The organism is Lutimonas sp. (assembly GCF_051011215.1).
Taxonomy (GTDB): domain Bacteria; phylum Bacteroidota; class Bacteroidia; order Flavobacteriales; family Flavobacteriaceae; genus Lutimonas.
Map to the genome: position 1 here is coordinate 1 of NZ_JBPCUJ010000111.1, position 12,286 is coordinate 12,286.

Here is a 12,286-nt window from a genome sequence, read left to right on the forward strand (position 1 = left end):
CCAGAACAACTTGTGATGACCCAATAGAACGCTTTATAAAAGCCTTGTTGATCTGATTGATAGTATTGGGTTTTGGTTGCATCAGCAGGAAGTTCTACCGCTAAAATAAGAGTTGCAATAGTAGAAATCAAGAACATTGAATTAATTTATACCAAATAACCCGTCAGCCATCTTCTTTTCTAATTCCGGGGCCTGCTCCTTTACAGCGATTTTAATGGAATTGTTTTCTTCAATTGCATCAAAACCTGCTAATTGTAAATAACTGGCGAGCGGAATTTGTTGCACTCCGGAGACATATTGTTTAAAAAAACCTGCTTGATCTTTACCACTTGCTTCTGAGATCAATTTTTCAATTTCCTCTAAAGAATAGCCATTGTTGGTTCCTCCATATTTTTTGAACAAGGTACGCATCACATCATCAAGGCTTTTTTCATTAGCAGTGGATGCTCTAATAATCATATCCTGAGAGATGCCAACAAAGAATCCTCCACTATAAATGAGGCCCCAATGATCATGCTTTTGATCACCATCAGTCATGGAAAGCTTTCCAACTCCTGTATCGGTTATGTAGCGTTGATAGAAAAAATTATTAAGGACTTGTAAATAGGAATCCTCATTGAGAAAGCCAATGTGGAAGAGAGATTTTAAGGTATAATAATTGGCGAACCCTTCTTTGAACCATTCACAGTCGTTGGCGATGGGAGCAAATGATTTACCACTCCAGAGATGAAAGAATTCATGAGCAAAAATAAACCGACCAATTAATTCAGACATTTGGTCTCCGTTTTTTTCAAGCAGGATACTGATATTATTTCCAATCACTTCTCCATCAGTTTTTTCTGAAGAATTAATGACAACTACAGATGTATTAAAAGCATTGTCAGGAGCCGGGTTAGGAACACCTCCCATCAAATTGATATAATAATCTAAAACACCGGAAGCCATGTTTGCAAAAGTTTCTTTCTGCGCAATAATAGCTGCCCCACCAAGAGCGAATATCAGTTGAAACTTTTCTCTTTTTAGTATGATTTCCTCATGGGTTCCCGCAAAAAATATGGCGTCAGAAAGCGCCGTCAGATTGTTCACCAAAAAACTGGATGTATTGTTTTCAACGGTGTCCCAGGGACAGGAAATTTTCCAAGCTTGAGGGATCTTAAAGTTTACTTTAACTTGCTGCTCAGTAGTTCCTGACATGATAAAGATACTTCTGCCGGTATAGAATACTCCCCAATCACGTGCATAGGCGGCTCCATCGATTCCACCACTCCACTGATAATCTTCATGGTCAAGATGTACTTCATAAGATAGCTTGATACGGGTCCCATTCCTGCATTTTATTTCCCACCTGCCTCCATCTGTTGCCCTAATTTCAATGGCTTGACCATCTAATGTTTCGGCACTAAGATTGTGCACAAATTTAGCCCATCGATCGGGGAATTGATTTGCTCCAATAGCACTCATATAAAGGGAACTGTCTTCTACTTTTAAAACACTTTCCACCAATGCTTTTTTAATTGTCGCCTCTTTGATGCTAATGGTATATTCACTGCTGTACAGTGATGAATTCGTATTTGAATAACCGGAAAGTACAGTCAGAAAAAGAAAGGAAATGCTAAATAGTTTTAGTTTATAATCACGGAAAGCAGGCATACGAATAGAATTGACTTTATTCATTGGACGAACAAAGACTTCAATTAGTTACAAAAAACAGATAGGATCTCTGTGACTATTCCTCTTTCTGCGGCATAATTCGAGGGCTCCAGATTTCATATATGGGGCTTCCTTTGGAACTTAATCCTCGATGATGCCATTCATTTTCTTTCACGTCATATTGAAAAGAAAGGCTCGCACCAACACGACTGTTATCTCTTGAAAAGAACTCAATATGTTCAGTATAAGTACCATTTTCAGCAGAATAAGTTCCTCCTCCGGTTCCGAAGAATTTACCGGTATCGGTATTATATGCAATCCATTGAAAGCGTGAATCTGATAATATTTTCATCGTTTTTCTTGCACTTGGAGCGCGTCTGATCATGTTTCCATCTCTTTCTCTTCCTGAGATCAGCCAGGCACCGTTAAGAGCTCCTTTTTTACCATCATCAATTCTTGTCCAGATCTTATCATTGCCTTTAAAAGTGATGGTATCACCCCTAAGATCAAAAATCAGGTGTCTTGTTTTACCAATCGAAGCACTATCATTAGAAGAAAACTCACGTGTTAAAGAAATCATGCTGTCTTTAACGACCCAGGATCCGCCAAATGTTTTAACAAAGGCATTTGATTTCTCATTGTAAAAGGTTTCAGCCAAATAACCATCCATTACGATGGTGGTGATGGTAATTTTTTCTCCAGCATCATTGATTTCAGAACTGCTCCAGGCCCCTTGCAGATCAGGGGAGGCATCTGAGTTATTTCGCTGCTGCTTGTTGTTATCAGCGCCAAAGGCATCCCAATTAGAACCAATAAGCGGAATGCATAATAAACAACACAGTGTTAAAGGCAATAATACAAGAGTCTTCATAGATCAGAATTTTAAGTCATGAATTATTATTGAAACGCAGGAATTCCGGTAATGTCCATTCCTGTAATCAGCAGGTGGATGTCATGTGTTCCTTCGTACGTGATGACAGATTCGAGATTCATCATATGTCTCATAATTGAAAAATCGCCAGTGATTCCCATCGCCCCTAGTATTTGCCTTGCTTCTCTGGCAATATTCAATGCCATTTCAACATTATTCCTTTTTGCCATAGAAATTTGAGCTGAAGTGGCTTTGTTTTCATTTCGTAACACACCCAGCCTCCAGGTCAACAATTGTGCCTTGGTGATTTCAGTAATCATTTCAGCCAGTTTTTTTTGTTGCAACTGGAATCCTGCAATAGGTTTTCCAAATTGTACCCTTTCCTTGGCGTATCTTAAAGCGGTATCATAACAATCCATGGCACATCCAATAACACCCCAGGCGATACCATATCGTGCCGAATCAAGACAACCAAGAGGAGCACCTAAACCACTTTTATTTGGCAGTAAGTTTTCTTTGGGAACTTTAACATTGTCAAAAATCAATTCACCAGTAGCCGAAGCTCTCAGTGACCATTTATGATGTGTTTCAGGCGTTGAGAACCCTTCCATTCCTCTTTCCACAATTAATCCGTGAATTCTTCCTTCTTCGTTTTTGGCCCAGACCACGGCAATGTCAGCAAAAGGCGAATTTGAAATCCAGAGTTTAGCCCCATTCAGTAGATAATGATCTCCCATGTCTTTGAATTTTGTTTCCATTCCTCCGGGATTAGAGCCATGATTTGGCTCGGTAAGGCCGAAACAACCAATCATTTCGCCAGAGGCTAATTTTGGCAGGTATTTATTTCTTTGTTCCTCATTTCCATACTTCCAAATGGGATACATTACCAAAGAAGATTGTACAGATGCGGTCGATCTTATTCCTGAATCTCCTCTTTCAATTTCCTGCATGATCAGTCCGTATGAGATCTGATCCAGACCTGCCCCGCCATATTCCTCAGGAATATAGGGTCCAAAGGCACCAATTTCGGCCAGACCACTTAATAATTGATCTGGAAATTTAGCTTCCTGAGCGGCATCCTCAATAATAGGAGAAACCTCTCTCTTAACCCAGTCACGACATGCGTCTCTAACTAGTTTATGTTCTTCTGTTAATAAATCATCTAAAAGAAAATAATCGGGTGCTTGAAATTGATCTGCAGACATAGCTTTTGTTATTATGATAATAAAGCAAAGTTACAGTTATTGGTTTGATAAAAACAAGTGGGTCAAACTTTTAAATACATAAAAAATAATTAACTAACTTTGGCCACCATGCGGCATACGTTTAGAAAGGAAGAAAAGCTAAAAAAGAAAAATCTAATCACTGAATTGTTTGCCTCTGGTAAGTCAGCTTCGGTATTTCCCTTAAAAATGGTCTATTTAGAGAATGACCATGAATCTCCCTTCAAAGTTCAGGCAGGAGTATCGGTTTCCAAAAGAAATTTTAAGTCTGCGGTAGACAGAAATCGCATCAAAAGATTGATGAGAGAATCATACAGGAAAAATAAATACCTGATTTACAATGATGATGATACTAAAAAGCATATTCTGATGTTTATATATCAAGGGAAAAAGGAACTTAGCTATGATGAACTTGAAAAGAAAATGAATGAATTGATTCACAAGTTTTTACAAAAACAAAAATCACAATAAAATGAAAAGAATGAAACGGGGGATAGTGATCATAGGTCTTGTTATTACAAGTACATTTTTTGTTGCCTTTAAATCAGATTTTTTTGAGGTGGCCAAGCAAATGGAAATATATACGACTTTGTTCAAGGAGTTGAATCTATATTATATTGATGAGATCAATCCGGCAGAATTAACGGAGAAGGCGATAAATGAAATGCTGGATGACCTTGACCCATACACCAGGTATTATGACGAGCAAGGTGTTGAAGAGGTAAAAATCAACTCTTCTGGTGAGTACAGCGGTATTGGGGCAGAATCGAGGTATTATGACAATAAGTTGGTGATTTCAGAAGTCTATGAAGGGTATTCTGCAGAAGAAGAAGGAATAAAAGTAGGAGATCAGATTTTAAAGATTGATGATATTTCGGTGGAAGATTATGACAGTGATCAAATTTCAGCCTTGCTGAAAGGAGTTCCAGGAAGTACTGTCCAGCTCATAGTTAAAAGACAACAAAAGGAAATTGGTTTTACTGTAAAAAGAGAGAAGATATTGGTTGACCCGGTTCCACATTTTGAAATGGTAAGTACGGAAATAGGGTATATCGCTTTTAATAAATTTAATAACAAGGCATCTTCTTCCGTAAAATCGGCCTTTGCTGATCTGAAAGAACAGGGAATGACCAAACTTATACTGGACTTGAGAGGAAACCCCGGAGGGCTTTTAAATGAAGCTATAAATATTACAAATTTCTTTGTGCCAAAAAATGAAGTAGTTGTAAGTACCAAAGCCAAATTGAAAAAGTGGAGCGAGGTGTACAAGACAAAATACGAGCCAATAGATCTGGATATGCCAATTGTTGTATTGATCGATGGAAGATCGGCGTCTGCAGCTGAAATTGTGGCCGGTTCTCTACAGGATTTGGACAGAGCTGTGATATTGGGAGAAAGATCATTCGGAAAAGGTTTGGTACAACGCTATAGAAACCTCACCTATGGTACCAAACTGAAACTTACAATTTCTAAATACTATACCCCGAGCGGAAGAAATATTCAAGAATTGGATTATACCCACAGGGAGGGCGATGATGTGCCTAAGTTTTCTGAAGAAAGCAGGCATGCATTTAAAACTAAAAATGGACGAACAGTCTATGATGGTGGAGGAATATCTCCCGATATTAAGATTGAGAAAATTGAATTAACTGAATCGACCGAAGCACTACTGCGTTCAGATGCGATTTTTAATTTTGCATCAGAATATTACCATGATCATAGCAGCATTGCTTCACCAGAAACGTATGTATTTGAAGATGGCGAATATGAAGATTTCCTGTCGTATCTCGATAAAGGAAGTTCGAATTTCAAAACAAAGTCAGAGAAAAAGTTTGAAGCAGCTTTTGAACTATCAGAGGAAGAAAACCTGTCTGGAGGAATTGAGTCATCCTTTAAAAAGTTGTCAAAAGAATTACAGGAACAAAAAATAGAAGAACTTAATAAGAATAAGGAAAGCATCAAGGAGATCATCAGTGATGAGATCATTAACAGATACTACTTTAAAAAAGGGGAATACCAAAACCATATTGCCTTTAGCCCGTTTATCAAGGAGGCTATTTCAGTTCTTGAAAATGACGAACAATACAGAAGCATCTTATTGAATGGAAAAAAATAAACGGACCAGAGCTCAAATTTCAACGAATGCCATTGAGAGGATTTATATCACAATGCGCCATTTATTTATCAGGGGTTTTTACAAGCCCATGGGAATTTCCGGGAATACTTTAATTAACGAGTTACTGGTATTACAACCAGAAATTTATGGTTCTATTGGGTCTGAGATAACCGAGCTGGATGGCTTATTGTATATTATAGACAGATTACCAGAAGGAATTGCAGAGTGTCGATTTATAAATCTTACGGCAGATGAAGGGCTTGGGAATTCGCATTTTAAGAAAATTGTTCCTTCCAAAAGAAGAAGGAATTGCTATCGAATAGACCGAAATCAAATGAACATTGAAATTACCAGAGGAAGGTCAGATATTTATGATATTCTAACCCATTTGACCTTTATGTTCGTTGAGGCTAAAAAGATTGCCCATAAGGTTTTGATCAATGATGAAGGAAAGACGATCAGAGAATGGGGATATCTTGAGGAAGTTGTTTTAAATAATAAGAAGATTAATAAAAATGAAAGGGAAGTCTTGCTGGCTCATTTATCTTCTTTTTTAGGAAGAAGTTATGAGGAGATAAAAAAAGCAGATGATAATTTTGCCAGTAGCAAATCTCCCAATCGGTTTTTTCAGGTAATCTACTGGATGGGCAAGCTATCCCTGAACGAAATTTTAAGCGATCAAAAACATGAAATTACTTTCAGTCCTATCCTAAGAGAAAGGATTGGTCATCACATTTCAGGTGAAAGCTGGGCTGAGAATATTAAAAACGAATTGTTTAAAAGAGACTTAATCGACAGACCAATTCATGTGATCAGTGCCAATATGCACAGTGTGATGAATTCTATTTATGCTCCGATGTTCCTTCCAAAAGAATCAAGTGAGAATAAAGGGATTTCATTATTTGAACTGATAGGTGAGTCGGAAAATAATGAGTTGAGAAGAGTGATTAAAAAAGGAGCTGCCAAAAAAGGCCTGACCTTTATCAAAGATACGACCGGAGCGAATATTGATGTTCAGATCATTGATACGGAAATGATCGACTTAAATGCGACCATTTATAAAAGAGAAAATTCTAAAGGGGATATGCCGGTGATTATTGTAATGGACTACGCCTTTGGAGAACAAGCCTATGAGTCCTTAGATGAATTGCTAAAGCCATTTGACTTGCCATCAGCGGGTAAAAAGCATTTAAATATAGAATCTGTTTCCGTAATGGGAAAGGCTGGAATCCTTGAAGGTGTCAAAGGGGACATTATGATTCCGACTTCGCATATCTTTGAAGGGACCGCGGATAATTATCCTTTTCACAATGAATTGACACCAGAAGATTTGAAAGATAGTGGTTTGGGAGTTTATGAAGGATCCATGATTACCGTCCTGGGAACATCTCTGCAAAACAGAGATATCCTGGAATTTTTCTATAACTCTACCTGGAAGGTTATCGGATTGGAAATGGAAGGAGCTCATTATCAAAAAGCGATTCAATCTGCTTCAAAAATCAGGGGAAATATCAAAAAAGACATCAAAGTGAGGTATGCCTATTATGCTTCTGATAACCCATTGGAAACAGGAAGTACCCTGGCCTCAGGAGGATTAGGTACCTCGGGAGTTCGACCTACGTACCTGATAACAAAAAAAATTCTTGAACAAATTTTTTAAATTTCGGGTCATTTCATTTCGTTCTAAATAGAAATTTTAAAGTATTTTTGCAGCCATAAATACTGCATACATGAACATACTTATTTTAGGATCAGGAGGTAGAGAATGTACTATTGCCTGGAAATTGGCACAAAGCCCAAATTGCGGATCTCTTTTTATTGCACCCGGTAATGCAGGAACCGTTGAATACGGGACCAATGTAGAGATCAGTCCTACTAATTTTGAGGAGGTAAAAAAAGTCGTTCTCGAGCACAACATACAAATGGTTGTTGTAGGGCCGGAAGACCCTTTGGTGTTAGGAGTTCACGATTTTTTTCTCAATGACAGCGAATTAAATAATATTCCTGTTATCGGGCCTCAAAAATATGCAGCACAGTTGGAAGGAAGTAAAGAGTTTGCCAAAGAATTTATGTTCAGGCACCATATTCCAACAGCGAAATACAAAAGTTTTACGGTAGATAATTTAGAAGAAGGGTTTCAGTTTCTCGATTCTCTTGAAGCACCATACGTACTAAAGGCTGATGGCTTGGCAGCAGGAAAAGGTGTTTTAATTCTGGACGATCTCAATGAAGCCAAAAAAGAACTGGAAGAAATGCTTCGTGATCAAAAGTTTGGTGCAGCAAGTGCCAAGGTGGTTATTGAAGAATTTCTGGATGGAATTGAAATGAGTTCCTTTGTTTTAACCGATGGAGAAAACTTTGTTGTTTTGCCAAATGCAAAAGACTACAAGCGAATTGGTGAAGGAGATAAGGGATTAAATACCGGAGGTATGGGGGCCATTTCTCCTGTTCCTTTTGCGGATAAGGAGTTCCTTACAAAAGTAGAAGAAAGAGTCATTATTCCAACTGTGGAAGGATTAAAAAAAGACAAGATTTCGTACGTAGGCTTTATATTTATTGGATTAATCCGAGTGAATAACGAACCATACGTGATAGAATACAACGTAAGAATGGGCGACCCTGAGACGGAAGTTGTCATTCCTAGGATTGAATCTGACCTGGTTGACTTATTGACGGCAACAGCGGAGAAAAAACTGGATCGATTTACATTGGATATTAATGAGAAATCTGCCACGACTGTGATGATGGTTTCAGGTGGCTATCCGGAATCATATGAAAAAGGAAAGGAAATAAGCGGTCTTGAGGAAATTGAAGATTCGATCGTGTTTCATGCAGGCACCAAACTCGATAATTCTAAAGTGAAAACCAGCGGAGGAAGGGTCTTGGCTGTAACCTCGTTTGGAGATGATTTTGAAAAAGCTTTGGCAACTTCATATAAGAATATTGAAAAAATTCATTTTGATAAAATGAATTTTAGAACAGACATTGGATTTGATCTGAAATAGATGTCGGCTCTTCTTTTGACCAGAGTGGCAATAACAACTTATTGAGCAATGCTATCTCACATAAAAAAATCTTGGTGGCACCATTGAATTGGGGCCTTGGTCATGCTACAAGATGTATTCCAATAATTAATGCACTGATGCAACAAGGGTTTTCACCCTTATTAGGAGGAGATGGTGATTCGCTTCAACTTTTAATCAAAGAGTTCCCTGAGTTGCCTTTTTATGAACTTCCTGCTGCTGAGGTCGCTTATAGCAAGAAAGGCTCTCTGTTAAAGTATAAGCTGCTTTCACAGGCACCAAAACTTTTAAGAGCGATGGGTTTGGAAAGGGAAGTGCTAAAGGAGATTCATCAAATCGAGAATTTAAGCGGAATCATTTCAGATAATCGATTTGCCGCCAGGTTGGAGGAGGTTCCCAGTGTTTATATGACGCATCAATTAAAAGTTCTGAGTGGAAAAACGAGCAGTCTAAGTACAGTCTTGCATCAAAATATTATCGACAAGTTTGACCAATGTTGGGTACCTGATTATGCATTGGAAGGGCTGGCGGGGGAATTATCCCAATCAAACAAATCATTCAAGCACGTAAAATACATTGGTCCGTTAAGCAGATGCGCTAAGAAGTCTCTTAAAAAAAAGTGGGATTTGGTAGTTGTTTTAAGTGGTCCGGAACCACAAAGGCAGTATCTGGAAGAAAAAATAATGAAACAACTGGTATCTTTTTCAGGAAAGAGTCTGGTGATTCAGGGCATCGTTGAAGAAAAACAGAAACAGGACTCCTTTGGTGCAATCACCAGAGTCAATTTTATGCTTCATCAGGAATTGAGAGATGCCATTGAAGCAGGTCATCTTATTATTTCAAGATCCGGATATAGCAGTATCATGGACATGGAGGCCTTGGAAGCAAAAGCATTTTTTATACCAACCCCAGGACAGTATGAGCAGGAATATTTGGCAATGCATCTTGAAAAAAAGGGGATTGCAGGATTTTCGGATCAGGCATCCTTTGATCTGCATAAAAGTTTAAAAGGAAAAGAATATGCCGGTTTTAGGCATAAAAAAACATCAAACAATAAATACACTTCATTATTTGATGCTTTTGAGCAGTGAGTATGCTTTAGATAAAAGAAAGTTCCGATTCATTCACCTGTTGCACTTTGATTACTTTGTTGTTTTTATAGGTTACTTCTTTAACAGAATCTTCTCCAACCATATACCATTTACCTTCTTTGATACCATTGTTGTAAAGGGCCACAACTTTTATTTTCCCTTCTTTATTGTAGGAAATCCATTTATCGTGAAGTTTTTCCTCTTTGAAAAAACCTACTTCCTTAATCATACCATTGTCATGATAATAGGTGGCTTTCACAAGATCATTTTCTTTTTCAAATTTTGGTTCTACTCCTTGAGCGAATGAAACATTAACCGTAAGGAGGAACAATACTAAGCAAGCGAACAACTTTTTCATTTTTTCTATTTTGATAGGTTAAAATTAGATATTTAACCTTTAATAAACAATAAGTTTACAATTTCTTAACATTGGAAAAAGAATAAGTCATTGTGAAATTGATGAAAATGCCAAATAATTCTATGAAGAAGCTTTGTTAAGTGTAAAAGAAAAAGTGGATCCTTTGCCAGGATCACTTTCTACCAGAACTTCCTGTTCATGGGCTTCCATGATATGTTTTACAATGGCCAAACCAAGTCCCGAGCCTCCTTGATCTCTCGACCTGCTTTTATCCACCCGATAAAATCTTTCAAACAAACGCGCCTGGTTATTTTTGTCTATTCCTACGCCATTATCAATCACATCGACCACAACCTGGTGGACTGAATGTGTTCTAACCTGTAAAAGGGTACTGCCGTTTATGTTGCCATATTTTATTGAATTGGACAACAAATTAATAATCACCTGTTCAATTTTTTCCTTGTCTGCTCTTACCAGAATGGGATAATTATGTGGTTCTTTGAATCCAAGTGTGATGTTCTTTTTATGGGCCCTAATTTCCATTAATTCGAAGACATCATTAATGGTGGCAACAATATTGAATTCAGACTGATCTAATTTCATTCCGGATTCTAATTTGGCGATCATATCGAGGTCCTTCACGATATAGGATAAACGTTCTATGCTCTTGTTGGCCCTTTCCAGGTATTTTTTTTCCAATTCAGGATCTTCAATAGAGTCATCCAAAACAGTTAAAAGATAGCCTTGTGCCGTAAACAAAGGAGTTTTTAGTTCATGAGAAACATCACCGATAAAGTCACGACGAAAATCATCTCGGTTATGCAGTTGCTCAATTTCACCGAGTTTATTTTCTGCAAAATTCTTGATGCGTTTCGTGAAATTTTCGAAATCAACATCTTCAAGATCAGCTTTTAAGGACGGTTCATTGTCGAAAAGAGTTGATTTATAGACACCTTCCAGCTGTGATTCAATAAACCGTTTGGTCCCATAAATAAAGATGAAAAACAGGGTGATAAAATAGCCAAGAAACAGCATAGAAATGAATACCCACCCTGAATCCTTCATGATCCAAAATAGGGCAGCAAAAATGATAAGACTAATGAGGCTTGCAAATGCAGTACGAAGGGCTTGCTTTTGAAGTAGTGTCAATTTCATTCCCAAATATACAGGAAGATCTTCTTATACCACAAATTTATAACCAACTCCTTTGATGGTTTTTATAAAGTCATCTCCGATTTTTTCCCGTAACTTTCTAATGTGTACATCAATCGTTCTTCCACCAACGACAACATCTTGTCCCCAAACGGTTTTTAATATGATTTCCCTATTAAAAACTTTATTTGGCACACTGGCTAATAAGGACAACAATTCAAATTCTTTTCTCGGTAGGGTAATCTCTTTTCCGTCCACCTCAACATAATACTGATCTTTATTGATAACTATACCATCAAAAGAAAGTGTGTTTTGCTTGATTTCTTCAGAAGTGGAGAAGCGTCTTAGCAGTCCTTTTACTTTACTAACCAATACCTTAGGTTTAACAGGCTTTGTTATATAATCATCTGCACCTGCTTCAAAACCGGCCACCTGAGAATAATCTTCTCCTCTGGCGGTAAAGAACGCGATCAATACATTTTCAAGGCCGTCAATTTTCCGAATCTTTTCACAGGCCTCAATACCATCCATCTCAGGCATCATGATATCAAGTAGTATCAAATGAGGTTGAATCACCTTAGCATTCACAACAGCTTCGGTTCCTTTAGTAGCCTTAAAAACCTGATACCCTTCCTTCTTGAGATGGTATCCAACAATTTCGAGAATATCGGGTTCATCATCAACCAGAAGAATCTTTATTGCTCCATTATCCATAGGATTGTCTTTTAAGAGATTATGCTGCAAAAATAGACATTTTTCACTGCCGCACTCGCTGTTAACAATAACTTAATATAGTAACACT

Annotated in this window: 11 protein-coding genes; 5 read left to right on the plus strand and 6 right to left on the minus strand. The window is 37.7% G+C overall.

Annotated elements, in window-relative coordinates; all coding sequences use genetic code 11:
* Positions 1–141: 141 nt before the first annotated feature.
* The 3 genes from ACR2MV_RS10495 to ACR2MV_RS10505 all read right to left on the minus strand — a co-directional run bounded on the left by ACR2MV_RS10495 (position 142) and on the right by ACR2MV_RS10505 (position 3,726).
* Positions 142–1,650 carry a hypothetical protein gene (locus ACR2MV_RS10495; protein ID WP_434021866.1) on the minus strand — a complete coding sequence of 503 codons (1,509 nt, stop codon included), beginning with the start codon at positions 1,648–1,650 and terminating at the stop codon, positions 142–144.
* A gap of 76 nt (positions 1,651–1,726) precedes the next feature.
* Entirely contained in the window at positions 1,727–2,521 is a 795-nt protein-coding gene (locus ACR2MV_RS10500) for a membrane or secreted protein (protein ID WP_434021867.1), read from the minus strand.
* A 26-nt stretch (positions 2,522–2,547) separates the two neighbouring features.
* Positions 2,548–3,726 (minus strand): acyl-CoA dehydrogenase family protein, encoded by a 1,179-nt coding sequence (locus ACR2MV_RS10505; RefSeq protein WP_434021868.1) that lies wholly within the window; start codon positions 3,724–3,726, stop codon positions 2,548–2,550.
* A gap of 108 nt (positions 3,727–3,834) precedes the next feature.
* Here ACR2MV_RS10505 and rnpA point away from each other — a divergent pair, with 108 nt between their 5' ends.
* The 5 genes from rnpA (at position 3,835) to ACR2MV_RS10530 (ending at position 9,974) form a co-directional block, all read left to right on the plus strand.
* Positions 3,835–4,215, plus strand: a complete 381-nt coding sequence (gene rnpA / locus ACR2MV_RS10510; RefSeq protein ID WP_434021869.1) for a ribonuclease P protein component — start codon at positions 3,835–3,837, stop codon at positions 4,213–4,215.
* A 1-nt stretch (position 4,216) separates the two neighbouring features.
* Positions 4,217–5,860 carry a S41 family peptidase gene (locus tag ACR2MV_RS10515; protein ID WP_434021870.1) on the plus strand — a complete coding sequence of 548 codons (1,644 nt, stop codon included), beginning with the start codon at positions 4,217–4,219 and terminating at the stop codon, positions 5,858–5,860.
* A complete protein-coding gene (locus tag ACR2MV_RS10520) occupies positions 5,847–7,520 on the plus strand; it encodes a DUF6909 family protein (protein ID WP_434021871.1) in 1,674 nt (557 codons plus the stop codon). The genes ACR2MV_RS10515 and ACR2MV_RS10520 overlap by 14 nt, the downstream gene beginning before the upstream one ends.
* A gap of 70 nt (positions 7,521–7,590) precedes the next feature.
* On the plus strand, positions 7,591–8,865 hold the full coding sequence (purD, locus tag ACR2MV_RS10525) for a phosphoribosylamine--glycine ligase (protein WP_434021872.1): 1,275 nt from the start codon (positions 7,591–7,593) through the stop codon (positions 8,863–8,865).
* 74 nt (positions 8,866–8,939) lie between these two features.
* A complete protein-coding gene (locus tag ACR2MV_RS10530; RefSeq protein ID WP_434021873.1) occupies positions 8,940–9,974 on the plus strand; it encodes a glycosyltransferase in 1,035 nt (344 codons plus the stop codon).
* 7 nt (positions 9,975–9,981) lie between these two features.
* On the opposite strand, the gene ACR2MV_RS10535 is transcribed toward ACR2MV_RS10530, so the two are convergent.
* From ACR2MV_RS10535 to ACR2MV_RS10545, 3 genes are all read right to left on the minus strand, one after another.
* Complete coding sequence (locus ACR2MV_RS10535; RefSeq protein WP_434021874.1) at positions 9,982–10,332, minus strand: toxin-antitoxin system YwqK family antitoxin; 351 nt, start codon at positions 10,330–10,332, stop codon at positions 9,982–9,984.
* 120 nt (positions 10,333–10,452) lie between these two features.
* Positions 10,453–11,487, minus strand: coding sequence for a sensor histidine kinase (locus tag ACR2MV_RS10540; protein WP_434021875.1), 1,035 nt, complete (start codon positions 11,485–11,487; stop codon positions 10,453–10,455).
* Positions 11,488–11,511: 24 nt separating this feature from the next.
* Positions 11,512–12,198 (minus strand): response regulator transcription factor, encoded by a 687-nt coding sequence (locus ACR2MV_RS10545; protein ID WP_434021900.1) that lies wholly within the window; start codon positions 12,196–12,198, stop codon positions 11,512–11,514.
* Positions 12,199–12,286 lie beyond the last annotated feature (88 nt).

Excerpts from the sequence above, each read along its gene's own strand:
- ACR2MV_RS10495 (WP_434021866.1), bottom strand. The coding sequence starts at position 1,650 with ATGCCTGCTTTCCGTGATTATAAACTAAAACTATTTAGCATTTCCTTT.
- ACR2MV_RS10500 (WP_434021867.1), bottom strand. The coding sequence starts at position 2,521 with ATGAAGACTCTTGTATTATTGCCTTTAACACTGTGTTGTTTATTATGC.
- ACR2MV_RS10505 (WP_434021868.1), bottom strand. The coding sequence starts at position 3,726 with ATGTCTGCAGATCAATTTCAAGCACCCGATTATTTTCTTTTAGATGAT.
- rnpA (WP_434021869.1), top strand. The coding sequence starts at position 3,835 with ATGCGGCATACGTTTAGAAAGGAAGAAAAGCTAAAAAAGAAAAATCTA.
- ACR2MV_RS10515 (WP_434021870.1), top strand. The coding sequence starts at position 4,217 with ATGAAAAGAATGAAACGGGGGATAGTGATCATAGGTCTTGTTATTACA.
- ACR2MV_RS10520 (WP_434021871.1), top strand. The coding sequence starts at position 5,847 with ATGGAAAAAAATAAACGGACCAGAGCTCAAATTTCAACGAATGCCATT.
- purD (WP_434021872.1), top strand. The coding sequence starts at position 7,591 with ATGAACATACTTATTTTAGGATCAGGAGGTAGAGAATGTACTATTGCC.
- ACR2MV_RS10535 (WP_434021874.1), bottom strand. The coding sequence starts at position 10,332 with ATGAAAAAGTTGTTCGCTTGCTTAGTATTGTTCCTCCTTACGGTTAAT.
- ACR2MV_RS10540 (WP_434021875.1), bottom strand. The coding sequence starts at position 11,487 with ATGAAATTGACACTACTTCAAAAGCAAGCCCTTCGTACTGCATTTGCA.
- ACR2MV_RS10545 (WP_434021900.1), bottom strand. The coding sequence starts at position 12,198 with ATGGATAATGGAGCAATAAAGATTCTTCTGGTTGATGATGAACCCGAT.